A 25915-nucleotide genomic window follows, 5' to 3' on the forward strand; every position below is an offset into this window, starting at 1 on the left:
TTCGAATCGATATTCCTTCATAAATTCTTTACATATTTCTTCGATACTGTCCGCCTACCTCATATAACGCATTGGTAATCTGACCTAATGTGCAATATTTACAAGCCTCCATAAGGCAAGCAAATACATTCTCATTTTGTAACGCTCTTTCTTTTAGTTCAAGTAAAACTTTAACCGCATTTTCTTTCTGGTTTTCCTGTACTAAAACTTTAAACTTCACCTGGTTAAGTTTTTCTTCTTCATCAGAACGAATCACCTCTCTTGTTTGAACCGTTGGAGATCCTTTCTTGCTCAAAAAAGTATTCACACCAATAATTGGCAATTTTCCATTGTGTTTTAAACTTTCGTACTGCAATGATTCCGACTGAATCTTACTTCGTTGGTACATGCTTTCCATGGCTCCCAAAACTCCACCCCGTTCAGTCAGGCGATCAAATTCGATCAATACTGCTTCTTCCACCAAATCGGTTAATTCTTCAATAATAAAAGATCCCTGCAAAGGATTCTGATTTTCGGCCAATCCTAATTCTTTCCCAATGATCAGTTGAATAGCGATGGCTCTGCGTACCGATTCTTCAGTTGGAGTTGTAATTGCCTCATCGTAAGCATTCGTATGAAGAGAATTACAATTATCATAAATTCCCGTTAAGGCTTGCAAAGTAGTTCGAATGTCGTTGAACTCTATTTCTTGTGCATGTAAAGATCTGCCCGAAGTTTGAATGTGATATTTTAGTTTTTGAGAGCGACTGTTGGCTTTGTAGATGTATTTCATAGCCTTCGCCCAAATAATTCTAGCCACACGACCAATTACGGTATATTCCGCATCCATTCCATTGGAGAAAAAGAAAGACAAATTGGGTGCAAAATCGTCGATCTTCATGCCCCTGGAAATATAATATTCTACCAAAGTAAAACCGTTAGATAAGGTAAAAGCCAATTGGGTAATTGGGTTCGCTCCTGCCTCAGCAATATGGTATCCAGATATAGAAACAGAATAAAAATTCCGAACCTTATTTTCGATGAAATATTCCTGAATATCACCCATCATCTTCAATGCAAAATCGATGGAAAAAATACAAGTATTCTGCGCTTGATCTTCTTTTAGCATATCTGCCTGAACCGTTCCTCTAATTTTAGAGATCGTATCAGATTTAATTTTTTGATAAATCTCATCGGGTAAAACCTGATCTCCTGTCACTCCAAGTAAAAGCAAACCAAGCCCATTATTTCCTTTTGGCAAATCTCCTACATAAGCAGATCTGTCTTCGCCAGCGTAAATTTCTTCAAGCTTTACTTCAAGCTCTTTTTCTAGTCCGTTTTCACGGATATAAATTTCGCACTGCTGATCAATCGCCGCATTTAAGAAATAGCCAACCAACATTGGTGCAGGACCATTAATGGTCATTGATACAGATGTTTTCGGATCACAAAGATCAAAACCACTGTAGAGTTTCTTTGCATCATCTAAAGAGGCAACAGAAACACCAGCATTGCCAATTTTGCCATAAATATCGGGTCGAATATCAGGATCGGCGCCATAAAGGGTTACCGAATCGAAAGCCGTAGACAAACGAACGGCAGCTTGCCCTGTAGCCAAATAATGAAATCGTTTGTTGGTTCTTTCCGGAGCTCCTTCTCCAGCAAACATACGAATAGGATCTTCACCCTCACGTTTAAAAGGAAACACACCAGCTGCATAAGGAAATTCACCCGGTACATTTTCTTTCAAACTCCACTTCACAAGATCTCCCCAATTTCTATATGAAGGCAATCCAATCTTCGGAATTCTGCTATTCGAAAGAGTTTGGAAATGTGTTTCCACCGAAATATCCTTCTCTCGAACCTTATAATGAAACTTATCATCTGTGTATCGTTTTTTCTTTTCCGCCCAGGAATCGATCATATTTTGATAGCGAAAATATCTTGAAAAGAAACTAATTTTTTTATCAAGCAAAACCTTAACACTTTCTTCTTTAAACAAATAAGATACCTTATTTAAAGCATATAATTGATCTGCTATGTCAGCTTGTTCCTTTGCCTTTCGATTGTACTTACGTACGCTTTCTGCAATCTCAGACAAATATCTAAACCTAGCAGGTGGAATAATTTCGATCTTTTTACTGGCTTCCAGAGGTGTATTTTCATGATGTGTAAAAATATGGACTTTGTTAGCTAATAAAATCTCAATTAAAGCATGATAGAGCTCGTTTACGCCATGATCGTTAAATTGAGAGGCAACAGTTCCATAAACGGGCATATCGTCCGTATTTTTCTCCCAAAGAAGATTGTTACGTTGATATTGTTTCTTTACATCACGCAAAGCATCCTGTGCTCCCTGTTTGTCAAACTTGTTGATGGCAATCAAATCAGCAAAATCGAGCATATCGATCTTCTCCAATTGAGTCGCCGCACCAAAATCCGGCGTCATCACATATAATTTTACGTCGCTGTACTCTACAATCTCAGTATCCGATTGACCAATTCCTGAACTTTCCAGAAAAATACAATCAAATCCAGCCGATTTCATTAAAATCAATGCATCTCCAACATGTTTCGAAAGTGCCAAATTAGCTCTTCGGGTAGCTAAAGAGCGCACATAAATGTTTTGAGCGTTAATTGCATTCATTCGAATTCGATCGCCTAGTAATGCACCTCCACTCTTTTTTCTTGAAGGGTCAACCGAAAGAACAGCAATGGCCAAATTTGGATAATCAATTTGAATCCTTCGAATTAGTTCATCGCATAAGGAGGATTTGCCAGCACCACCCGTTCCTGTGATTCCAATTACTGGTGTGTGATTAATTTTAGCATTGTTTTTCAGTTCAATATACAAATCAGAATCTTGCAATTCATCTTGCTCGGCCAAACTAATTAACCTCGATAATAACTTTACATTAGAACAGGTAATATCCTTTGCTTTAACATCTTTAATTCCATCTAGTCTGTAATCTGATTTTTCAAGAACCTCATTAATCATCCCTTGCAAACCTAAATTTCTACCATCATCAGGAGAATAGATACCGGCAATACCATAAGCTTCAAGCTCTGCAATTTCAGATGGTAGAATTACACCACCGCCGCCCCCAAATATCTTAATGTGTGCAGCGTTTTTTTCTTGCAACAAATCGTACATGTACTTAAAAAATTCAATATGTCCACCCTGATAGGAACTGACAGCTATGGCCTGGGCATCCTCTTGCATGGCACAATCAACAATCTCTTTAGCCGAACGATTGTGTCCCAAATGAATCACTTCGGCACCCGATGCCTGAAGAATTCTCCGCATGATATTTATGGAAGCATCATGTCCATCGAAAAGTGAGGTTGCTGTCACAATTCGAACCTTATTTTTAAGCTGATATGTGCTGTTTGCATTCATTCCTTTGTTCTAGTTTCTATAAACCCAATGCTTTTTCTATAATTTCTGCCACATCTAAATTTTGCACTTCATTTTCGATATTTTTCAATTTAATTCCATCTGTGAGCATGGTCATGCAAAAGGGACAAGCAGAAGCAACTTTATCTACTTTTGTATCGATAAGTTCTTCGGTACGTTCAATATTTACTTCCTTATCTCCTTTTTCGGCTTCTTTAAACATTTGTGCTCCTCCAGCTCCACAGCAAAAAGCAAAACTTCTGGCTCTTTTCATCTCCTTCACTTCTCCAAATACTGCTTTTACAACATTTCTTGGAGCATCATAGATTCCATTTCCTCTTCCTAAATAGCAAGGATCGTGATAAGTAATACTTTCCCCCTTGAACGGATTATTTCCTAATTGCAACTTACCGGTACGAATCATCTCATCCAAAAACACGGTGTAATTAATCACTTCATAATTTCCTCCTAAATCGGGATACTCATTTTTCAATGTATTGTAACAGTGCGGACAGGTACAAATTATTTTTTTCACCTTATAGCCGTTTAGAATTTCGATGTTTTGCATTGCTAGCATCTGAAAGAGCATTTCGTTTCCAGCTCGTTTGGCTGCATCGCCAGTGCAACTTTCCTCAGTTCCCAAAACTGCATAACTGACTTTAAGATGATTTAGTATTTTCGCAAATGCTCGTGCAACTTTTTGATACCTATCGTCGAATGCTCCTGCACAACCTACCCAATACAAATATTCAGGCTGCTCACCTTTAGCAAAAACATCTGCCATAACAGGTACATTTATTTTTGTTTCTATTGTCATCTGATCCGTCTATTACTTAAATATTTAATTTAACTAAATCCACTAATGCACTATATAACAATTGCCTTATGTGTTTTTACTCTGTCCACTTTAGGCGGTCTTCGGGAGAAAATTGCCAGGGAGCTCCATTGTTTTCAATATTGGAGAACATCATATTCAAACCAGCCGGAGCGGCAGCTTCCTCCATCACCAGATACCTTCTCATGTCCATAATGAGATTTGGATGACTGATGTCAATAGGACATTCTTGAACACAAGCATTGCAAGTTGTACAAGCCCAAATTTCTTCTTCGCTAATGTAATCTCGCAAGAGCGATTTACTATCTTCTTTACCCGTAACCACAAAAGGACCTTTCTCATTCATTCGCTCGCGTACATCAACAAAAATCTTTCGTGGAGAAAGTAACTTTCCAGTAATATTGGCTGGACAAACATCTGTACAACGACCACATTGCGTGCAAGACAAGGAATCCATATAGTTTTTCCAACTAACATCGTCAACATCCTTTACTCCAAAACGAGATACTTCTGCAGTTTCATCATAAGCTGCCTCCGGATTGAGCATTAGCTTCACCTCACGAGTAATACTCTCTAAATTTGGGTATTTGGTAATTGGTTCCAAATTTGCCAGAAAGACATTCGGAATGGACAGAAAAACATGAAAATGCTTAGAGTAAGGCAAGTAGTTCGCGAAAATAAAAATCAGTAAAATGTGCACCCACCAACCAGGCTCTTGCAGCCAGGAAAAATCCCAACCAAATAAATTCACCAAAGCTGCGGAAACAGGATAAACTCCTTCATATCCATTTGGATGATGACTGATGTATCCCATGTTGTAACAAATCAGGGAAACCATTAAAAATCCAATGAAATAAAGAGACAACAAAGCATCCCAATTGGCTTTGGGAGTCATCTCGACACCAGAAAAACGTTTTATCTTCATAAATATTCTTCGAATACCAAAAAATTTGATAAAAATGATAATTAGCAAAGCAAATACATCACCTGAAGCAATTACAACATCATAAAACCAACCGGTAAAAGCAAAAACTCTATCGCGGCCAAAAACGCCGTCTAAAACCATTTCAATACTCCCAAGAGTAATCACTAAAAAGCCCCAAAACACAATGGCATGCATGAAACCAATAACTGGTTTACGGAAAATTTTGGATTGTCCGAAAGCCACATTCAGCGTATGAGAAATTCGTGTAGAAATGTTTCGAATTGGATAAGCCGGCTTTGTCAACTTAAAAAAGGACCACAAACGCTTTACCGAATACGCAAAGACACCGAGAGTAGTTAGCAATACGATAGTAAAAATGATTTGCTTTGTCATAATTGCAGATTTAAATAAATACTTGTAAACACTTGTGCCTTGCGACTTAGTAGCGAATTTACGCCTTTGATTTTCTAACTGCTTCGGTCAGTTTTGGCAATACATCCATTGCATCTCCCAGAATCCCAAAATCGGCAATGCCAAAAATAGGCGCTTCTGGATCGGTATTAATTGCTACGATACACTTACTCCGACTTATGCCTGCAACGTGCTGTATGGCTCCTGAAATGCCTGCTGCGATGTATAAATTAGGAGCTATCACCTTTCCTGTTTGTCCTACATGCTCTTCATGACCACGCCAACCTTCATCCGAAACAGGACGAGAACAAGCTGTTGCTGCACCCAGAACCTCAGCCAATTCTTCAACTGGCCTCCAATTATTGGGACTTTTCATCCCTCTTCCCGCAGAAACAACCAAATCAGCATCCGCGAGAATGATCTTATTGGTCTGCTGATCTTCCGAAAGTACCTGAATCTTATACAAATCGCTTTTAACTTCAGGAACGAATTTCTCAATTGCACAATCAACTTGATTTTCGACCAATCCCAAACAATTTTTGGCAATGGTGATCACTTTCACTTGCGAATCGATTTGAACATGTCCGAATGCCTTTCCTGAAAAAACAGATTTCTTTACGATGAAAGGATCGAGAGAAATTGGTAATTCCTGCACTGCGGCCACCATCCCCGCTTTCACGCGAACGGATACGCGTGGAGCAATAGCTTTACCACTGTTGTTATCGCTTAAAACAATTAAGCTTGCACTCTCTTTTTCTGCTAGCTCAGAAATTACTCGAGCATAAACACCGCTAATTAAGGTATTCATCTGAGGATCGTTCACAGAAACAATTCGCTCTGCTCCATATTTCCCCAGGCTTTTTAATTCCTCTTCCTCTACCTCTCCAATAGAAACCACAATCAATTTTGATTTTAACTGGTCTGCTATATTTTTAGCATAGGATATCAATTCGTAGGTGGAATTTTTAAATTTTCCATTCCAATTTTTGGCAAATGCAATTACTGACATAGGTTTAATTTTAAGATTATTAGTAAGATATGAGATCTATTATCTCACCCAGACCTATTTCATTTTATAATAGATTCTTCCTTTAAATTAAAGAACTTTTGCTTCACTTTTAAGAAGTTCAACCAATTGATCCATATTCTCTGGATCAATCATTTTGCAAGCTCCCTTCGGTTCAGGCAATTCAAATTTTACCGATTTTGTAAGTATTTCAAGTTCTACAGCGGCTTTCACTTCCAATGGTTTCTTCCGCGCCATCATAATTCCCCGCATGGAAGGAATTCGAGCTTCTTTTGCAATTCCTTTTTGCACCACTGCCACAAAAGGAGATTCGGTCTTGAGTGTCTGCATTCCACCAGGAATTGCCCGATGAACATGAATCTCATCACTATCGAAATTCAAATCCGTTACCGATGAAATTCCCGGATAATCCATCAACTCGGCAAGCATCGCACCTACCGAAGAGCCATTGTAATCGCTAGATTCTATTCCACTCAGAATAATATCAAATGGATTCTCTTTAAGATAAGCAGCAATTTGTCCAGCAACATAGTGAGCATCTGCAGCACAGGCATCAATACGAATGGCCTTATCGGCTCCAATCGCAAGGGCTTTTCGCAATGTTGCATCTGTTTGAACTGCACCAACATGAATTACAGCAACCTTATTAATGGAATTGCTAGCATCCTCTTTCAATTCCAAAGCACGAGTCAAAGCCAATTCATCCCATGGATTAATGATCCACTGCACCCCTGAATCATCAAAAAGCGTGTTGTTCTCCTTAAATTTGACTTTCGTTGTCGTATCTGGAACATTACTTATACAAACTAATATTTTCATATTACATTTATTTTAAAGTTTTTACAATTCACTAGAAGTATTTTTACTTTAAGTTAGAAGACCTCTTGAAATCACAATTTTCTGAATTTCAGAAGTTCCTTCATAAATTTGTGTCAATTTTGCATCGCGCATTAAACGCTCCACATGATATTCCTTAACATAGCCATAACCACCATGAATTTGAACTGCCTCGGTTGTAACCTTCATTGCAGTTTCTGCAGCATACAGTTTTGCCATTGCACTGGCCTGTCCGTATGCTTTTCCCTGATCTTTTAACCAAGCGGCTTTCAAACAAAAATAACGAGCAGCCTCAATCTCAACCGCCATATCGGCTAACTTAAAAGCAATGGCCTGATGGTAGATGATTTCTTTGCCAAAAGCCTTTCTTTCCTGAGCATATTTAAGCGCTAGTTCGTAGGCTCCAGAAGCAATTCCCAATGCCTGTGAAGCAATCCCTATTCTTCCACCTTCCAACGATTTCATGGCCAATTTAAAACCGAAGCCTTCTTCCCCCAAACGATTTTCTTTTGGCACTTTCACATCATTAAACATGATGGAATGAGTGTCTGATGCACGCATTCCCATTTTATTTTCATGTGGACCTATGCTTACTCCTTCGGTATTTGCATCCACAAGCAGCGCATTAATCCCTTTGTGCTTTAATTCCGGATGAGTTTGAGCCATTAAGATATAAGTAGAAGCCGTTTTTCCATTGGTAATCCAGTTTTTTGTTCCATTTACCAGATAATAATCCCCCATATCAACAGCCGAAGTTCTCTGCATGGTTGCATCCGATCCTGCTTCGGGTTCCGATAAGAGGAAAGCTCCAATTTTTTCGCCCCGAGCCATGGGTTTTAAAAATTTCTGTTTTTGCTCTTCCGTTCCATACTTTTCCACTCCCCAACAAACCAAAGAATTATTTACCGACATGATTACCGAAACAGAGGAATCCACTTTTGATATTTCCTCCATGGCCAAAACATAAGAAATCGTATCCATTCCACCTCCATCATATTCCAAGCCCACTAACATCCCCAAAAACCCAAGTTCCGCCAAACGTTTCACTTGTTCGGTAGGATACATTGCTTTCTCGTCACGCTCTATAACGCCAGGCAATAACTCCCGCTGTGCAAAGTCGCGAGCGGCATCTCGAATCATCAATTGCTCTTCGGTAAATTCAAAATCCATGGTTTTAATTTTTAAATGTACTATTTTAAAACTCTAAACGTTATATCAAACTAACAAACAACTACATAGAATATGCTATATGTACTATTACTTCTTACTCTCCACTTTTGTAAACGATTGCGACCAAAGACCTATCATCGCCGCCCATATTCACTGATAATGCATATGGTTTTTCCTTGCTGATTTTTATCTGAGCCTTACCAGCCCTACCTGTTAGTTGCTCCCAAATAGTAACCGCCTGATGAATACCAGTAGCCCCCGTAGGATGTCCCCAACCAATTAAACCTCCTGTTGTGTTCACAGGAATACTTCCATTTCTTGCTGTGTGGCCTGCCAAAACAAATTCAGCTCCTTTTCCCTCGTCAGCAAAACCAATGGCTTCAAGTGCCAAAATTCCGGCTATTGAAAAACAATCATGTACTTCTATGGTTCCCAATTGATCGATTGTGATTTCTGCCATTGCCATTGCTTTTTTCACTGCCGTTTTCAATGTTGTCAAGCTCGTCATGTTCTCGGGTTTTTGAGTAATATCTGCCACAGCATGGGCAAAACCAATAACCTCCACCGCATCTTTGGCTTCACTCCCAATTTTTCGAAGCCCTTCTTCAGATACAATGACAATAGATGAAGCACCATCGGAAACTTTTGAACAGTCAAAGACATTTAAGTGATCCACAAATTTTTTTGGATTAAGCGGCGTATTGGCCGTTCCTTCCAAATCGTTGTTCTGATTGTGATATTCCTGTGCTGTTTCGCACAAACGAGCATTTTCGATGGCATTACAATACCATCTTGCCATGGCTTTTCGAGTTCTTTCCCTACCAAACTTTTCGTAGTAAACTCCAGCCCTGTCGCTAAATACTCCTGGAAAATAGTAAGCATGACCCTTTTTTCGTGTTTGTTGCCAACCAGCACCAGCCAACACATCGGCTCCGTACATTGCTTTCATGGTATTTTGCACCTCAAAACCAATTGCAAGAACCACATCGGCAGAACCTGCCAAAATAGATTTGATCCCTGTGGTTAAAGCTAAACCTCCTGAAGCACAGGCACCTTCAACACGAACTGCAGGAATATATTTCAATCCCTCATCAATCATCGGAAAAAAGGCTGGAAGGTTTGCTTGCTTAATAAATCGAGCCGCCATAAAATTCCCGACTACACCTTCATCAACATTCGTAGCTCCACCAATCATATTCAAACTAGCCTGTCCCGCCTCTTTCAAATAATGCTCCATACCAGGACGTTCTTTCTTCGGATGAAACTCCTTTCTTCCCGTTCCCATTGAAATGGTGTTGTAACCAGCCAACATGTATATTTTCTTGTGTAAAGCTTTCATAATTTAAAAGATATAATATGATTAAGCTGAGAACTTAACTACTTGTTTTAAAAAACTCCTAAACTCAAAATCATCATTTTCCTGTTCTTACAAGTTCAATGTCTATCATCAGATTCAATTTAAAAATAATCGTTAATGGGTCCATAGGCATGAAAAAAACCTGTTTCCAAGACCATATTCACATCCGCTTCCGATGCTGCTACATTTGTATCAACAAGCATTTTACCTATTGCTTTGGCATTTTTACCATATGCAATGGCCAAATTGGCTCCAAGACTATCGAGTTGATGCAACTCATTAAAAAATTTCTGTAACAAATCTGATTTGGTGGCATCTCGAACAACAGACTTCCAATAAAGCTTGAAAGTTGGTAAAGCTCCCAAAACAACTGCACAATCCATTTCGATGCTTGAAATCGGAATGTATTTGTCCTTTTTCAAATTGTAAACTTCTGCAATTCTTCCTTTTTGATATTTAAAAATCCCGTTCTTTTGCGATCCATCGGCAAACTGACCTCCTTTCACATCCTTATCGAACAATTGATTCAAAACAAAATGCGATAATTTCTCCTTAGGAAATGAAGGCTGCATACTTTCCAGAATAAAATGAGTAACATCAATACCAACATAATCGAGCAATTGAAAAATTCCCATAGGGCGAATTAGCAAATCACGACTTATCGTATCTATCATGAAGAAAGCTTTCGCCCAACCCTCAGTTTTCGCTAACTTTTCAGCTTGATTGAGGGCATACAAAGCATCGCGCATAAAATGTCCATTTCCAATAAATCCGGCCACATCGCGAGATTGAACGAGTGTTTTGCGCATAGACTTAGCTAATTCAAGGGCAAAAGCAGACAAATCCTTACTTGTATGTTCCGTTACAACCAATTCTAATAATTTCTGAACAACCGGAGGATTGTAAAAATGATAACCAATTATATTACCCGATAAACCCGCTTCTTTTTCAATTTCCCCAATGGGAATAGATGAAGTATTAGTTAAAAACCACGCATCAGGATTGTTTTGTTTAATTTTTGAGAGTAGATTTACTTTTAGCTTTTTATCCTCCTTGATAGCTTCAAATATCAACTGCGAATCGTAAGCAGTTTCAATCCGTGTTGATGTCTTAACCATTGCCATCACATCCTCTTTAAACTGATTAATGATTTCTTCATTATCGATCAGATCAGCTCTCTCCTGATACCAAGTTCGCAGTTCAACGATATTTTTTTCGGCATGCTTCAGTAATTGTGTTTTTAAATAACTCAGCAAATCACCTAAAGCAGACTGTGAAATATCAATTGCATGCAGGACAAACTCCTTATTTTCTTTTCGACCAATTTTTAGTTTGGCCATTTCAAAAGACAACAAGACAAGTATTCCGCTTCCCATTTTTCCTGCGGCACCTAAAACACTTACATTTTCCATTTTTCGGATCAGGTCCATATTCAATTTTTTAATTTTATTTCATACAGCAGTGTACATTTTTTTTAATGAGCAATACAAATTCTGATTACTTTACCAATTTGGTTTTCGCTTCTCTAAAAAAGCACGAACGCCTTCTTTACGCTCTTGCTGATCGGCCTTAAAAAGACGGCCAAATTCTTTGGATTCCATTTTGCCAGCCTCTGTGCTAATTACCTCCATACCTTCACGTACCAATTCTTTAATTAGGCGCAAAGCATTCGGACTTTTTTCAGCCATTTTTTCAGCCAAGTGCACACTAAAATCAAGTACTGTTCCTGCAGGAACCAGTTTTTGCACAATTCCCAATTGAAAGGCTTCCTCAGCTGTTATTCCTTCACCTAGCATCATGAGATATTTTGCATTCCCTGCACCAACTAATCGTGGCAATATTTGTGTTCCATTAAAACCAGGAATCAAACCCAGATTCACTTCGGGCAAACCCAATCTAGCCTTCTCACTGGCTACACGAATATCACATGCCAAAGCCAATTCCAAACCACCACCTAAGGCAAATCCATTGATAGCAGCAATAACTGGAACATCCAGATGACCAATTTGATTGAATACTTTTTTTCCTACTTCAGAAAAATCATAAGCATCTTGAGGAGAAAAGTTTTGCATGGCTTTAATATCAGCCCCAGCAATAAAAGCTTTTCCCTCTCCGGTGATCACAAGGGCTCTTATGGATTGAATGATTTCCTGATTGTCGAAAAAAAAGGCAAGTTCCTTAAATACATCCTCGTTCAAGGCGTTTAAGGCTTCAGGACGATCAAGAGTCAGAATTCCGATTCTTCCTCTTTTACTAAATTTGAGATATTTAAACATCAGCAGGTGTGAGTAAGACAATTTTGAATGTACATATCTAAATATAATAAAAACTATTTAGACACGAAAGCTAAAATGTCATTGTTCCAGACAATTACACCAACTGCGCTAGATTAAAGGGATTGAAGGAATAGTGGAAGAACAAACTAAATATTTCAAGGTATTCCTTTCTTTTTCAGATGTTCACAACCAAAAAAAGCCCGATTCGAAGTCGAATCGGGCTCTCTATCCTTTAAAAATAAAGGTATAATATCAGCTTATTGTTTAGGCCATATTGTGATATACATTCTGCACATCATCATTGTCTTCTAATTTATCCAACAACTTTTCAACATCTGCAATCTGTTCCTCGCTCAGCTCTTTTGTATCCATTGGAATTCTTTCGAAACCAGATGAGATAACTGTCATATTGTTTTCCTCTAAATAAGATTGAATTTTTCCAAAATCAGGGAAATTTCCGTACAGCATAATTCCATCTTCATCTTCAAAAACTTCTTCTACTCCTATGTCAATCAATTCGAATTCCAATTCTTCAATATCTTGACCTATATTCTCAATTTTAAAGTGACATTTGTGTTCGAACATGAACTCAACGCTACCTGTTGTACCTAAACTTCCGTTACACTTGTTAAAATATGAACGGACATCAGCAACAGTTCTGGTATGATTATCGGTAGCTGTTTCTACTAGAATTGCAATTCCATGAGGAGCATATCCTTCATAAACAATTTCCTTATAATCTTTCTGATCCTTTGAAGTTGCTTTTTTTATGGCTCGCTCAACATTCTCCTTAGGCATATTGACTGCTTTCGCATTTTGAATAACAGCACGCAAATGAGAATTCGATGCCGGATCGGGGCCTCCTGCTTTAATTGCTATTACGATATCTTTACCAATACGCGTAAAAGCTTTAGCCATCTTATCCCAACGCTTAAACTTTCGCGCTTTCCTAAATTCAAATGCTCTTCCCATAGTTTATGTATATAATTTTGCCGCAAAAATAGCACATGTTATCCAATCTTTAAAATGAAAGAGCATTTTTTTCATTTCTGATGGATAAACAGATCAAAAAACAGATTAATAAGTGGTTAATATGTTGACTATTACATTTGATTTATTAATGAGAAATAATTATGCAAATAGTAATGCCAAGTAATTATGTAGCATGATAAAGCCCATTGTTTAGCTGTCTGTAAATTCTTATTTTTGGTGATTGAAATTTAAACCTACAAGCTATCTTAATGAAAAAATTTATTCTGTTATTTTCTACCGTGCTAATGCTAACCTCCTGCGGAAACGAAAATCAAACGAAAAACAAGACCGATAGATCCAATATATCGGCAAGTACAATCAATCAAACTATTAGCGATTTAGGCGAGCAAGCTCTCAATAAAAACCTGATTGAAAAAGGCGTGAAACATGCAGCCAGCTTATGGAGGGCAAGCGATGGCTCCGAAAAAGATTTCAAAGCTTTTTGTAGCCAAAACTACATCAGTAAACAGGATGAAAAGCAATTGGTCTTTGAAAAGATATCACGAAACATCGAAATTATTACAGGTCATTTTAATAAGATAACTCTTGATTTATTGGAACCTGTGCATTTAAATACCTTTGAACAACATTCTATCGACAATGCATTTGGTGCCTACAGTGTAGATTCGCATTGGATGAATGATTTTTATCAAAACAAAATTGCCTTTATCATTGCCTTGAACTTCCCTTCTTTTAGCTTAGAAGAAAAAGAGGCAAATGCACAAAACTGGACTCGTCAACAATGGGCTTACGCTCGCCTGGGTGACTATTTTACCTCCAGAGTTCCTGCCGAATTGCTTCAGGCAGCGGGAAAAGCAGCTGCTGGTTCTGATGTTTACATTGCTGATTACAATATTTATGTTGGTCATTTATGCGATGCCGATGGAAAGCGTTTCTTTCCGGAAGATAAGGTTTTGTTATCGCACTGGAACTTGCGTGATGAAATTAAGGCCAACTATGCCAAGCAAGATAATGGTTTGGAGAAGCAAAAACTACTATACAAGGTAATGCAGCGCATTATTTCACAGGAAATACCTAAAAAGGTGATTAATACTGGTGATTTTGAATGGGATCCATATACAAATGCGGTGTACAAAGATGGAAAAACTGTTGAGGCCACTCCTGAACCAAACGAGAGATACCAGCAGATTCTGAACAACTTTCACGCAAACAAAGCCATTGACTCTTACAATCCTGATCAGAATACTTTCATAAAACGGCAGTACGACGGTGCGAAAGAAATATCAGCGGAAGCGACTGAAAAGATTTTTACCGATTTCTTACGCTCTGAGGAAACCCAAAAAGTAGGAAAACTAATTAGCAAAAGATTAGGTCGAGACCTAGAACCTTTCGACATTTGGTACGATGGATTTAAGGCGCGCAGCGGAATGGATGAATCGAAACTAGATGCAAAAACACGCAAATTATATCCCAATGCAGCAGCTTTAGAAGCTAATCTTCCAAACTTATTAAAGAAATTAGGTTTCGACCATGAAAAAGCTCTGTTTCTAGCTGATCATATTTCGGTTGATCCAGCTCGTGGTTCGGGACATGCCTGGGGAGGTGCAGCAAAAGGACAGAAAGCTCACCTTCGCACTCGCATTGGCGACAAGGGAATGGATTACAAGGGATACAACATAGCTATTCACGAATTTGGCCACAATGTGGAACAAACCATTTCTTTATATGATGTTGATTATTTTGTGATGAATGGTGTTCCCAATACTGCTTTTACGGAAGCTTTAGCATTCATCTTTCAAAAAAGAGACCTCTTGTTACTAGATATTAAAGATGATTCGCCACAAAAAGATGCCTTGAAGAAATTAGACCTTTTCTGGAGTGCATACGAAATTATGGGTGTATCGATAATGGACATTCGCATGTGGAGATGGCTATATGCAAATCCGGAAGCCACAGCTTCCGAGCTTCGCGATGCGGCTATGGATATTGCCAAAAATGTTTGGAATGAATTCTACACTCCTGTTTATGGCGTAAAAGACCAAACCATTTTGGCTGTGTACTCGCACATGCTAAACAGTCCTTTGTATTTATCGAATTATGCTTTTGGAAATATTATTGAATTTCAGCTTGAACAGCAATTAAAAGGCAAAAATTTCCCTAAAGAAATAAATCGAATTTTTAGGCAAGGACGATTAACTCCTAACCAATGGATGCTAGAGGCAACAGGAAATAACTTGTCGGCAAAACCATTACTAAATGCAGCCAAGGAAGCATTAGAAGAATTGAAAAAGTAAAAAATCCCTTACTTACATTAAAAGTAAAAAAGACTGTCTCAAAAAAGACAGTCTTTTTTTATGTTTTATAATCTTAAAGAAGATCAATTTGCAGAATAGGAATAACAAAAAAAAATCTATATTTTCAAAAAAAATATAAAAAAGGCAGAAAATGAATAGCACTATGAATGCATAGTAACAATTCTCATAAGAAATTTACCACTACTACTTTTTAACGCCTGAAATGGACAAAAACAAACCCACATATAAAGATCTTGAAGATGAAGTTGCTAGACTTAAACGTGAATTAAAATTTCAGGATAAGATAATGGACAACATCCCCAATCCACTCTTTATTAAGGATGAAAATTTTAATTACGCCTACTGCAACAAGGCTTTTTCAGAATACTTAGGAATCGCAAAAGATAAAATTATCAATTCTAGCGTATACGAAATTTCCCCCAAGGAATTAGCCGATATATTTTACGCAGCAGATTGCGAACTACGTGACAAATCTGAAAATCAACTCTACGAAACCAAAGTTAAATATGCAGATGGGAACATTCATGACATCCTTTTCAATAAGGCTGCAATAAAGGATGAAAAAAATAATTTCCAAGGCATTGTAGGCATTATGCTTGACATAACTAAGCGAAAGAAAGCCGAACAAGAACTTAAAAAAAGCAAAAATGAACTAATAGAAATCAACAAAACAAAAGACAAACTATTATCCATTATTGCTCACGACTTAAGAGCTCCTTTTAACAGTATCTTAGGCTTTTCAGAACTTTTAATCGAAGATATTGAAGTTTTTGAACATTCAGAATCAAAAGAAAATTTACATTTGATCAATTCAACTGCAAAAAACACACTTGTGTTGCTAGATAATTTACTATCCTGGGCAAAATCACAAACCGGACAACTGTTCTTCGAAGCTAAAAGGATAGTTCTTTCCACAATCATTGAAGAAAGCATAAAAAATTCTGAGTTCATAGCAAAAACTAAAAACATCAATTTACATTATTTCCAAACCGATAAAATTGAAATTTTAGGGAATGAAAATATGATGGGAAGTGTTTTCAGAAATCTAATTTCTAACGCCATTAAATTTACTCATTCTGGAGGCAGAATTAATATTTATGCACTTAAAAGGGAAAGTTATGTGGAAATTTGCATCTCAGATAATGGAGTTGGTATGAATTCTGAAACCTTAGAAAAACTATTCGATAGCTCCCTAAACATCAGCTTAAAAGGAACAGAAGAAGAAAAAGGTTCTGGCTTGGGCTTACTTTTATGCAAAGAATTTGTAGAACAGCATGGAGGCAAAATTTGGGTAGAAAGCAAAGAAGGAAAAGGAAGTAATTTTAAATTTACTTTGCCTTTTAAGTAGCTCAATACAGTAAGCAAAGAACAAATATTGATATCAAAAAACTAATTAATCTGATGTTCTTCCTTCCAAACCCACTTACCTGCCTGTATATTTTGATGTAAGCTATCTGATTAATTTATATCCTATTACTAAACCATTCCGGTTTAGTTCGACATAAAATACACATAAATCAAAACTCAGAAAATCATTATCTCGCCTTTTTTGTGTATTATTAAGACCCATACCAAATAGTAAAAATCAAGAATGGCACACTCACATACTGCAGACACATCAAACATTCCCAAAGGAAAACTAAACAAAACAGGCCTACGAAGTGCCTTACGACTCTACCAATACATTAAACCTTACCGAGGACAATACTTTTTGGGTATTTTCTTCCTTTTGGGATCGAGTTTAGCGAGTTTGGCTTTTCCGAAACTCCTTGGCGATTTGGTAAACACTGGTAACCAAACAACACTCGGCCAAAGTTTAAATCAAACGGCCATTTTAATAGTCGGTGTATTGATTCTTCAAGCTACCTTTTCCTATTTCCGTATCATTTTATTTGTTAATGTTACCGAAAAATCGCTTGCAGCACTTCGCCAAGCCAGTTATGCACATTTAATAAAGTTGCCACTTCAATTCTTTGAAAAAAGACGCGTTGGAGAGCTCAACAGCAGAATTTCTTCAGATGTAATTCAGCTTCAAGAGACCATGACTAGTACTCTGGCTGATTTTATTCGACAGATTATTGTTATTACAGGTGGTATTGTTCTTTTGGCAATTTTATCGCTCAAGCTAACGGCTTTTATGCTGATTACACTGCCACCTACCATGATTGCCGCACGGTTTTTCGGACGCTTTATTCGAAAATTCTCAAAAGAGGTACAAACTAAATTGGCAGAATCAAACACCATTATTGAAGAAAGCTTGCAAGGCATTCAGAGTGTGAAAGCATTCACCAACGAACAATTAGAAATTGCCCGCTACAAAAAGAAAACCCTGGAAATTGCTGATCTGGGCATGACGCGTGGCAAATATCGAGGTGCCTTCAGTTCTTTTATTATTCTCGGTCTGTTTGGGGCCATTGCGGCCATGGTTTGGCAAGGTTCCCATTTGCTACAAGCAGGTGAAATGGCTGCTGGCGATCTGTTTTCCTTTGTTATTTACTCGGTTTTTGTTGGAGGAACCATCAGTGGATTGGCTAATGTGTATACAAACATTCAAAAGTTTATTGGCGCAACCGAAGATCTGTTTAAAATCTATGATGAAGAACCAGAAAACATTCAAAGTACCGATCATATTGATCCCAAATACAAAATGAAAGGCAATATCAGTCTTAAAAACCTGACTTTTGCTTACCCATCAAGAAAAGAGCAAACCGTTCTAAATCATATCAACCTTGAGATTGATAGCAACAAGATGATCGCATTGGTAGGTCACAGTGGCGCTGGAAAAAGCACAATGGCTTCTCTCCTTTTGATGTTGCATCGTCCGCCCAAGAACAGTCTATTTTTCGATCAGCTCGACAGTTATGATTATCCTTTATCCGCCTTACGAAATCAGATTTCGTTGGTGCCACAGGACATTTTCCTTTTCGGAGGAAGCATAGGTGAGAACATTGCCTATGGCAAACCAGAAGCCAGTCAGCAGGAAATATACGAAGCAGCACAAAATGCAAATGCCCTGGAATTCATCGATCGTTTTCCGGAAAAATTTGAAACCATTGTTGGAGAACGCGGCACGCAACTTTCAGGTGGCCAGCGACAAAGAATTGCCATTGCTCGTGCCATTTTGAAAAATCCCAAAATCCTGATTTTAGATGAAGCAACCTCGTCGCTAGATTCTGAATCAGAAAAGCTCGTTCAGGAAGCTCTGGAGAAATTGATGAAAGGTAGAACCTCTATTGTGATTGCACACCGCCTATCGACCGTTCGCCAAGCCGATGAAATTGTGGTAATGGAACAGGGTGAGATTGTGGAACAAGGAACACACGATGCACTCATGGAAATTCCTGATGGGAAGTACAACAACCTGATTCAGTTGCAGTATTCAAATTAAAATGAGACTCAGATTATTCTTATCTTTATTATGCTCTAACAAGAAATAAAATTTAAAAAGCATGAAGAAAGACAAAAATAATGACTTGATTGAAATATTTGCAGGCTCGTGGTTAGATGCTGAAATAGTAAGCAGTTTATTGAATAATTCGGAAATAGAAACTTATTTAAAAGACGATCTTATTGGCACAATAGCTCCATGGCAAGCATCAGCAGGTGGTGTTGGTGCTGTTAAAATTATTATTAATAGTAAGGACTATGAAACTGCGAAACGAATTGTTGCAGATTACGAAAAAAATAAAGACTAATTATAAGCTAACTGATGGGCTTCTACTGAATGAGGCTCCTTGAGTAAAAGTAGAAGTGAATTTGCATACATTATTTGTTTAGAGAACTTACCCTACCCCATTTTTCACATCTATACTTTTCAACTTTCCATAATTAAAGCAAGTCGTACTTAAACCATTCTCAATTAATTCAGTCAAAATGGTTCAAATTAATTGAGAAAAAATGATAAAATTTAAAGCATCATTAGCTCTAAGCTTGACTGTTCTTATGGCTAGTACATTAACCTTAGGTCAAAAAAAGGAAAGTAAATTCAGTAAAAAATTAACTTATCCCCTTGTTGATACCAAACAAAACGAGGCTTATAATAATTCCAACATCATTGCTTTGCCCTCAAAAGGAGAAGAATTTTATGGTCAAGATGCCTGCTATCAGGGCAATCAGCCTTCCTACACCGACAATGGCGATGGCACCATCACCGACAAGGTAACGGGTCTAATGTGGGAGAAAGACATGGGAAGCAAAGTGAGTCCAGAGGAAGCCTTACAAAAATCCGAAAACTCATCTTTAGCAGGCTATACCGATTGGAGAATTCCGAGCATTAAAGAACTTTATTCACTCATTATTTTTACAGGACAGGTGAAAGGAGCAAAAGCAATCGATCTTTTTATCGATACCGATTATTTTAATCAACCATTGGGAGATCCTTCGCTCGGAGAACGTGAGATTGATGCTCAGACTGCATCATCAACTGAATATATAGGCAAAACCATGAATGGCGACGAAACCATTTTTGGTGTCAATTTTATAGATGGACGCATAAAAGGCTACCCAAAATACAGAAAGAGAACGGGTGCTATTATCAAAAGATACTTTCGTTTGGTGAGAGGAAACAATGATTATGGCAAAAATAATATCGTGGACAATGGAGACGGTACAGTAAGCGACTATTCTACAGGCTTAATGTGGCAAAAATCTGACGATGGAATTGGGAGAAATTGGGAGGAATCTTTGGCTTATGCTGAAAACCTAAAGCTTTCAAAATATACCGATTGGCGTTTACCCAATGCAAAAGAATTACAAAGCATTGTTGATTATTCCAGATCACCCCAAACGTCTAGTTCTCCTGCAATAAATCCGTTGTTTGCCACAACCGAAATCACCGATCCCAATGGAAAAAAAGGACAATATCCTTTCTTTTGGACGAGTACAACACATTTAGATGGAAGAAACCCTTATTCTAGTGCTGTCTATATTGCCTTTGGCGAAGGGCAAGGTAAAATGCGTGAAAGGCTAATGGATGTTCATGGTGCAGGCTGTCAAAGAAGTGATCCTAAAAGTGGAGATAAAAATAACTACCCTCAATTTTTCGGCCCTCAAGGTGATGTTAGATATGTGTATAACTACACTAGGGCAGTTCGGAATATAGATAGCAAATAAACAGCTTGCGAATTGTAAGCACAAAAATATTTTTAAAACTACTTATTAGATCGCCATTGCTTGAATATTTTTTATTGCATAAATATTCAAGTAATGGCGATCTTCATTTTATGAAATTTAATAGCTTTGTGCCTTCAAAGCTTGTTATTCCATTTTAAATCGGTAAGGAGTAATTTTACTGGCGCAGGATAATGATAATCAACTCATAAAATTAAGCATAAACAATGCAAACCAACATATTAAATCTTCAAAATAAGTTACCCCTAACCTGCTCGCGAACCGGAAATTGCTGCTTCGGAAAAATCATTTACCTAAATCCATGGGAAGTGTTTCATTTGGCCAAGGAAAAGAAACTCACCTCAAGAGAATTTCGTGATTCCTACAGCGATTTTGGAGGCATTCGTTTAAAATTCGATGGCAAAAAAGGCTATAAAGATCAGCAAGCTTGTTCGCAGTATACAGCTAATTTTGGATGTTCTGTCCATTTAGGACGTCCACTGGCCTGTCGCTTGTATCCATTGGGTCGTCAGCTGCAAAGCGAACAAGTGCACTACATGTATCAGGGAGATGAATTCCCTTGCTTAGAACCCTGTCCAGATGTGGTGAATTTAGAACATTTGAATATTGGCGATTATCTCAGCGGACAAATGACCGAGGCTTTTGAAAAGGCTCAGGATGCCTATTTAGATCTCATGCAAAACATTGCCGATTTGGCTTTTGAATTACTGTTAGATACTGGATTAGCAGAATCGGGAGATAAGCAAACTTTAGCATTGTGGCGAAAAATGGGAGCTGAACTTCCTGAAGTATTAGCGGAAAGAATTGGTCAAGAATGGCTAGATTGTTTGATGATTCCAGATATTTCGGAAAAGGATCCCATTGCCTTTGTAAGCAAACACAACAATTTAATACTATCCAAAGCACAGGAAATATTTGGAACCTTGCAAAGCCATCAGGAATTGCATGAAGCTTCGGTACTAATTATGAGCATTGCCTTGCACCTAGCTCGAGGTTTAGGAGCGAATCCAAAAGAATTATCGGAATTTTGGGTTGATATTGCCAAAAATAACGGAGCGCAGGAATAGGATTTATTTCTTATAAATATCAACTTGCAATCTGTTGAAATTGTAATCACTGCACCCCGCTAGTTCGAGCGTTTCGCTCTGACTCTGCGAATGCAGTCTTTACAGAATCACTACAGCAAGTTGTCCTTTTTCACCTGAATTATTTTTTTGTGCAAATGAGATATAGTAATGTTCTATTATCTTCTTCGAAAATAGATACGAGCGCGACGCTCGCACCAACGATGGGATTATAAAATAATTTCTTTCGGCTTCAATTTTTGCTCTGAATTAAGTTTCATTTTTTCAAATTTAATCTTTTTCAAATCATACTTCTTGTCTGATAATATTTTAAAAATACACTCCATATTAGCTTTAGAACAATTACAACCAAAAATAATTTTGCTGACAAATGCTTTTTTTATAGAGGGGTGATATTTACCATAACAATCAGGTTGTAAATTGTAATTAATCAAACGCACCTCATCTTCATAAGCCCATATTTTTTTTAATTTTTGAACGGACCAAGGTAATAAATCGTTTGATCCTTTTTTGAAATCAATTTCATAAGAATCTAATTGATTTTTATAGTTTACAAGTATTGGTATAAACCTATTTTCTTGTAAAAATTTAGAATCAAAATCATATTCTATACAAATTCCTTTATGGCCTTTTGTATAATGTGACCAAAGTAAATAATCTGTATCTTTTGTATAATGCTTACTAAATGAACAAATACCAATTTCTCTTATGCTATTGGATAATATCTTACTAAAATCCTTCTTTACATTATATAGCTTCATATATTTAGGAAAATTTTCAATCAAACCTATCTTTTTTAGCGGGTTCATTTCTCGTTTGGATAAATTCCTATAAGTATCTTCCTTAAATTTTTCAGGATCCTTTATTTTCAATAATTCAGTACAACATTCCAAAGGATCGTTTAATGTATCAGGTGTAGAAAATCTAATATTATTCAATGATAAGCTTATTTTTGCCGATTCAAAATCAATAAATTTATAAAAAGGCCCTTCATAAAGTTTAATTTCTTCAGACAAAATTTGTTGAAGTTCTTTTGATATTATCGCTTCTGACATAGAACTATATTGATGTTAAAAAAATGATTATCATTTACCAGTTAATTTATAAATCTATTTTTACAATGCCTTTCTCTACCACACAATTTAAAAACCAAAGGTAACGAAAAAGGCAGCACCTAAAGTGCTGCCTTTCCAATATCATATTAATTCAATTCTACAATCCAAAAAAGTAAGTAAACACTTTACGGATGTATGCATTGTCTTTAACACCACCTGTTTCGCGAACCGAGTGCATGGCAAACATTGGGTTTCCCATATCTACAGTACGCATATCTAGCTGACTTGTTGAAACATTACCAAGTGTGCTTCCTCCCACCAGGTCGGAACGATTCACAAATTTTTGATAGGGAACTTCTGCATTTTTGCAAAGTGTTTCGAATACGGTTGACGAATCGCCATCGGTAGTGTATTTTTGGTTCGCATGGAACTTAATCACCGGTCCTTTGTTAATAAACGGACGGTTTGTTGGATCGTGTTTCTCGGGTACGTTTGGATGTACAGCATGAGCCATATCTGCCGATATCATGAAAGAATTATAAATTGTACGATGAAAAGCCTCCACATTTTTACCCAATTTGAAAACAATACGCTGCAATAGATGGCGCAATACTGGCGATCCTGCTCCCTGCTTGGTTACCGATCCCACTTCCTCGTTATCGAAGACACCCAATAATTGCGTTTTCTTGCTTCCTTTATTCGCTAGCAATGCTTTAAGTCCTGCATGAGCCATTGCTGTATCATCTAATTTTGGCGATGAGATAAACTCTTGGTTCAGACCAAAAATACATCCTTTGTCTACTTCAAATAAGTTCACATCAAAATCGATAATTGCTTCCGCATCAATCTTTAATTCCTTAGCCATCAAATTCACCAAACAATTATCCTTTTCCATCTCATCGGTAATCATGGCAAGTAAAGGCAACATATCTACCTGTCTGTTAAGCGCAACACCATCGTTCACCGCACGATTCATGTGAATGGCCAAATTTGGAATCACCATCAAAGGGCGATCTATCTTCACATACAGATGCTCTGGATTCAAAGGATCATTTGATTTTACAGCTACTCTACCCGCAATAGAAAGCGGGCGATCCATCCAGGTATTCAATATTGGTCCACCATAAACCTCTGTATTTAATTTCATGTAATTTTCCTCTACCGAAATCTCTGCATTGGGCTTGATCTTAAATCCAGGAGCATCACAATGGGCACAAATCAACTGAAATCCTTCTTCTTCAATTTCTCCGCTACCAATCTGAAAAGCAAAAAGAGCCGATCCATTCTTTGTAGTAAAGTACTTCCCTCCTTTTTCAATCTTCCATTCTTCACGCAAATCCAATTCCTGAAAACCAGCTTCGTTTAATTCTTTACGGATATTATTTACTGCATGATAAGTACTCGGACTTTGATGAATAAAATCGATCAATTCCTGTGCTTGTTCTTGTTCCAAACTCATAGTATATATTGTTATTGTATTTTTAATTCGTGAACTTCAAAACTACATTTTTTTTAAGAATTAGAAATACATAATGGGACTAAAAAGAATAAAAATTCATTTTATAAACACCCCAAATCTCCTAAAATGAACTTTTCATTCACATAAGGAAACAAGGGCATTTGTATTGTTGTATTGGTCTCTTTGGTATTTGAGGACTTAAACATGGAATCACTAATTTCATTACATCCTTTAGGCAAAAAACTATTTACGACCCATTTACCCATCCACAACTCTTAATTGGCTGCATAAATCCATCATTAATATTATATTTGTTACCCATCTAAAAACCCATAAGCGAAACCAAATTATGACAAGCGATCCCATCCTGGAACTATACAATCATCAATTTGCAATTATTTCATTGGAAACCACAGGCATATCGCCAAAGCATGGCGATCATTTGGTGGAACTAGCCATACAAACTGTAAATTGGAATGGGGAATTGCTCGACAGCTACGAGACATTAGTTCATCTAGGCAAAGACATGGAAGGATTCCATATTCATGGCATTACCAACGAAATGGTAAAAAATGCTCCTTCTATTTCTGAGATCATACCCGATATTTTATTCAGATTGAATGGCAAAACCCTTGTTGCTCACGATTTAAATTTTGTGCTTCGTTTTTTAGAGCCTGCATTAAAAGGCCAGGTAGAAAATCTGCAAGGGATTTGCACCCTACAACTATACAATTTAGTTGCTCCAGATTCTGGTCTGCGCCGATTAGAGCAACTTTGCAATTACTATGACATTGATATTTCAGAGCATAATACCGCCAAATCCAATTCCCTGGCAACAGCCAAATTGTTCTCTATTTTAAAGAATTTGTATGCCCAACAATTCGAGCTTGAAACTTTCATTGAAAATTTTCTTAAAGTAACTCAAATTGAAGATTGTCCGCACGAGCGAAACATCTTTATGAAGCGAAAAGAGGCCCGAAACATTGCTAACATTCATAAAACAAAACTGTACGATCTACTGAACCGCTTGACTTCCAATGCTGGAGATTCAATTCCTGTTCGTCAATACTTAAATGTATTGGATCGAGCACTGGCTGATCGAATTCTAAATGAAAAGGAAATTAGCTCCCTTATTGATTTAGCTTCAGACTTCAAGCTTTCTAAGCAACAGGTAATGGAAATTCATGAGGAATATCTGCGCAAGTTAATTCGCATTTACCTTTTGGATGAAATTCTTACTAAATTAGAAATGGAAGATCTGAATTTAGTTGCTGATTTACTATGTATTCTGCCTAAAGAATTGAATTTGCTCATTGAATATGAACGTACAAAAATTCCCATTACCACTCCTGCCATTCAGAAACAATTAAAATCGTTGCTTGGCAAAAATGTCTGTTTTTCTGGTCATCTCGACTGTAAAATCAATGGAAAGCGTATCGATTGTGAGTTAGCGCAACAACTGGTAAAAGAACGTGGCTTAAACGTTAAACGAGTAGTCTCAAAAAATGTAGATTATCTGGTTACAGCTCATGCAGAGCAATTCTCAGGAAAAGGACGCAAAAATCGCAAAGCCATGGAATATCATGTAAATGTAATGGATGAAAGAATATTTTGGGAGATGATTGGAGTACAAGTAGATAATTAGGAATTATAAACTCAATTAG

At 37.3% G+C, this 25915-nt stretch carries 19 protein-coding genes; 7 read left to right on the forward strand and 12 right to left on the reverse strand.

Features of this window, described 5'->3' with window-relative positions:
- Window positions 1-28 precede the first annotated feature (28 nt).
- The 10 genes from ABYT26_RS02715 to ABYT26_RS02760 form a co-directional block, all read right to left on the reverse strand.
- Window positions 29-3379 carry a methylmalonyl-CoA mutase family protein gene (locus ABYT26_RS02715; protein ID WP_372751354.1) on the reverse strand — a complete coding sequence of 1117 codons (3351 nt, stop codon included), beginning with the start codon at window positions 3377-3379 and terminating at the stop codon, window positions 29-31.
- 16 nt (window positions 3380-3395) lie between these two features.
- A complete protein-coding gene (locus ABYT26_RS02720) occupies window positions 3396-4193 on the reverse strand; it encodes a (Fe-S)-binding protein (RefSeq protein WP_372751355.1) in 798 nt (265 codons plus the stop codon).
- A gap of 76 nt (window positions 4194-4269) precedes the next feature.
- A complete protein-coding gene (locus ABYT26_RS02725; RefSeq protein WP_372751356.1) occupies window positions 4270-5529 on the reverse strand; it encodes a 4Fe-4S dicluster domain-containing protein in 1260 nt (419 codons plus the stop codon).
- Between the two features lie 58 nt (window positions 5530-5587).
- Window positions 5588-6556, reverse strand: a complete 969-nt coding sequence (locus ABYT26_RS02730) for an electron transfer flavoprotein subunit alpha/FixB family protein (protein WP_372751357.1) — start codon at window positions 6554-6556, stop codon at window positions 5588-5590.
- Between the two features lie 87 nt (window positions 6557-6643).
- Window positions 6644-7393, reverse strand: a complete 750-nt coding sequence (locus tag ABYT26_RS02735; RefSeq protein ID WP_372751358.1) for an electron transfer flavoprotein beta subunit/FixA family protein — start codon at window positions 7391-7393, stop codon at window positions 6644-6646.
- 48 nt (window positions 7394-7441) lie between these two features.
- Window positions 7442-8581 (reverse strand): acyl-CoA dehydrogenase family protein, encoded by a 1140-nt coding sequence (locus tag ABYT26_RS02740; RefSeq protein ID WP_372751359.1) that lies wholly within the window; start codon window positions 8579-8581, stop codon window positions 7442-7444.
- 94 nt (window positions 8582-8675) lie between these two features.
- Complete coding sequence (locus tag ABYT26_RS02745) at window positions 8676-9920, reverse strand: beta-ketoacyl synthase N-terminal-like domain-containing protein (RefSeq protein ID WP_372751360.1); 1245 nt, start codon at window positions 9918-9920, stop codon at window positions 8676-8678.
- 119 nt (window positions 9921-10039) lie between these two features.
- A complete protein-coding gene (locus tag ABYT26_RS02750; protein ID WP_372751361.1) occupies window positions 10040-11368 on the reverse strand; it encodes a 3-hydroxyacyl-CoA dehydrogenase family protein in 1329 nt (442 codons plus the stop codon).
- Between the two features lie 72 nt (window positions 11369-11440).
- On the reverse strand, window positions 11441-12214 hold the full coding sequence (locus ABYT26_RS02755; RefSeq protein ID WP_372751362.1) for an enoyl-CoA hydratase/isomerase family protein: 774 nt from the start codon (window positions 12212-12214) through the stop codon (window positions 11441-11443).
- A gap of 264 nt (window positions 12215-12478) precedes the next feature.
- The gene (locus ABYT26_RS02760; protein WP_372751363.1) at window positions 12479-13186 is read right to left on the reverse strand and encodes a YebC/PmpR family DNA-binding transcriptional regulator; all 708 of its coding nucleotides are present in this window, start codon (window positions 13184-13186) and stop codon (window positions 12479-12481) included.
- 269 nt (window positions 13187-13455) lie between these two features.
- On the opposite strand from ABYT26_RS02760, the gene ABYT26_RS02765 reads away from it, so the two are divergent.
- The 6 genes from ABYT26_RS02765 to ABYT26_RS02790 all read left to right on the forward strand — a co-directional run bounded on the left by ABYT26_RS02765 (window position 13456) and on the right by ABYT26_RS02790 (window position 21719).
- The gene (locus tag ABYT26_RS02765) at window positions 13456-15501 is read left to right on the forward strand and encodes a hypothetical protein (protein WP_372751364.1); all 2046 of its coding nucleotides are present in this window, start codon (window positions 13456-13458) and stop codon (window positions 15499-15501) included.
- Between the two features lie 223 nt (window positions 15502-15724).
- A complete protein-coding gene (locus ABYT26_RS02770; RefSeq protein ID WP_372751365.1) occupies window positions 15725-16870 on the forward strand; it encodes an ATP-binding protein in 1146 nt (381 codons plus the stop codon).
- Between the two features lie 243 nt (window positions 16871-17113).
- On the forward strand, window positions 17114-18910 hold the full coding sequence (locus ABYT26_RS02775; protein ID WP_372751366.1) for an ABC transporter ATP-binding protein: 1797 nt from the start codon (window positions 17114-17116) through the stop codon (window positions 18908-18910).
- Window positions 18911-18971: 61 nt separating this feature from the next.
- The gene (locus ABYT26_RS02780) at window positions 18972-19217 is read left to right on the forward strand and encodes a DUF2007-related protein (protein WP_372751367.1); all 246 of its coding nucleotides are present in this window, start codon (window positions 18972-18974) and stop codon (window positions 19215-19217) included.
- Between the two features lie 202 nt (window positions 19218-19419).
- Complete coding sequence (locus tag ABYT26_RS02785) at window positions 19420-20634, forward strand: DUF1566 domain-containing protein (RefSeq protein WP_372751368.1); 1215 nt, start codon at window positions 19420-19422, stop codon at window positions 20632-20634.
- A gap of 224 nt (window positions 20635-20858) precedes the next feature.
- The gene (locus tag ABYT26_RS02790; RefSeq protein ID WP_372751369.1) at window positions 20859-21719 is read left to right on the forward strand and encodes a YkgJ family cysteine cluster protein; all 861 of its coding nucleotides are present in this window, start codon (window positions 20859-20861) and stop codon (window positions 21717-21719) included.
- A gap of 227 nt (window positions 21720-21946) precedes the next feature.
- On the opposite strand, the gene ABYT26_RS02795 is transcribed toward ABYT26_RS02790, so the two are convergent.
- Window positions 21947-22792, reverse strand: a complete 846-nt coding sequence (locus tag ABYT26_RS02795; RefSeq protein ID WP_372751370.1) for a DUF2971 domain-containing protein — start codon at window positions 22790-22792, stop codon at window positions 21947-21949.
- A 157-nt stretch (window positions 22793-22949) separates the two neighbouring features.
- Entirely contained in the window at window positions 22950-24251 is a 1302-nt protein-coding gene (locus ABYT26_RS02800) for a M18 family aminopeptidase (protein ID WP_372751371.1), read from the reverse strand.
- Window positions 24252-24600: 349 nt separating this feature from the next.
- Between ABYT26_RS02800 and ABYT26_RS02805 the strand changes: the two genes are divergently transcribed.
- Complete coding sequence (locus ABYT26_RS02805; protein ID WP_372751372.1) at window positions 24601-25896, forward strand: exonuclease domain-containing protein; 1296 nt, start codon at window positions 24601-24603, stop codon at window positions 25894-25896.
- Window positions 25897-25915: the final 19 nt, after the last annotated feature.

The sequence above is a fragment of the Labilibaculum sp. genome (genome assembly GCF_041595635.1).
Lineage (GTDB): Bacteria > Bacteroidota > Bacteroidia > Bacteroidales > Marinifilaceae > Labilibaculum.

Excerpts from the sequence above, each read along its gene's own strand:
- ABYT26_RS02715 (WP_372751354.1), bottom strand. The coding sequence starts at position 3,379 with ATGAATGCAAACAGCACATATCAGCTTAAAAATAAGGTTCGAATTGTG.
- ABYT26_RS02720 (WP_372751355.1), bottom strand. The coding sequence starts at position 4,193 with ATGACAATAGAAACAAAAATAAATGTACCTGTTATGGCAGATGTTTTT.
- ABYT26_RS02725 (WP_372751356.1), bottom strand. The coding sequence starts at position 5,529 with ATGACAAAGCAAATCATTTTTACTATCGTATTGCTAACTACTCTCGGT.
- ABYT26_RS02730 (WP_372751357.1), bottom strand. The coding sequence starts at position 6,556 with ATGTCAGTAATTGCATTTGCCAAAAATTGGAATGGAAAATTTAAAAAT.
- ABYT26_RS02735 (WP_372751358.1), bottom strand. The coding sequence starts at position 7,393 with ATGAAAATATTAGTTTGTATAAGTAATGTTCCAGATACGACAACGAAA.
- ABYT26_RS02740 (WP_372751359.1), bottom strand. The coding sequence starts at position 8,581 with ATGGATTTTGAATTTACCGAAGAGCAATTGATGATTCGAGATGCCGCT.
- ABYT26_RS02745 (WP_372751360.1), bottom strand. The coding sequence starts at position 9,920 with ATGAAAGCTTTACACAAGAAAATATACATGTTGGCTGGTTACAACACC.
- ABYT26_RS02750 (WP_372751361.1), bottom strand. The coding sequence starts at position 11,368 with ATGGACCTGATCCGAAAAATGGAAAATGTAAGTGTTTTAGGTGCCGCA.
- ABYT26_RS02755 (WP_372751362.1), bottom strand. The coding sequence starts at position 12,214 with ATGTTTAAATATCTCAAATTTAGTAAAAGAGGAAGAATCGGAATTCTG.
- ABYT26_RS02760 (WP_372751363.1), bottom strand. The coding sequence starts at position 13,186 with ATGGGAAGAGCATTTGAATTTAGGAAAGCGCGAAAGTTTAAGCGTTGG.
- ABYT26_RS02765 (WP_372751364.1), top strand. The coding sequence starts at position 13,456 with ATGAAAAAATTTATTCTGTTATTTTCTACCGTGCTAATGCTAACCTCC.
- ABYT26_RS02770 (WP_372751365.1), top strand. The coding sequence starts at position 15,725 with ATGGACAAAAACAAACCCACATATAAAGATCTTGAAGATGAAGTTGCT.
- ABYT26_RS02775 (WP_372751366.1), top strand. The coding sequence starts at position 17,114 with ATGGCACACTCACATACTGCAGACACATCAAACATTCCCAAAGGAAAA.
- ABYT26_RS02780 (WP_372751367.1), top strand. The coding sequence starts at position 18,972 with ATGAAGAAAGACAAAAATAATGACTTGATTGAAATATTTGCAGGCTCG.
- ABYT26_RS02785 (WP_372751368.1), top strand. The coding sequence starts at position 19,420 with ATGATAAAATTTAAAGCATCATTAGCTCTAAGCTTGACTGTTCTTATG.
- ABYT26_RS02790 (WP_372751369.1), top strand. The coding sequence starts at position 20,859 with ATGCAAACCAACATATTAAATCTTCAAAATAAGTTACCCCTAACCTGC.
- ABYT26_RS02795 (WP_372751370.1), bottom strand. The coding sequence starts at position 22,792 with ATGTCAGAAGCGATAATATCAAAAGAACTTCAACAAATTTTGTCTGAA.
- ABYT26_RS02800 (WP_372751371.1), bottom strand. The coding sequence starts at position 24,251 with ATGAGTTTGGAACAAGAACAAGCACAGGAATTGATCGATTTTATTCAT.
- ABYT26_RS02805 (WP_372751372.1), top strand. The coding sequence starts at position 24,601 with ATGACAAGCGATCCCATCCTGGAACTATACAATCATCAATTTGCAATT.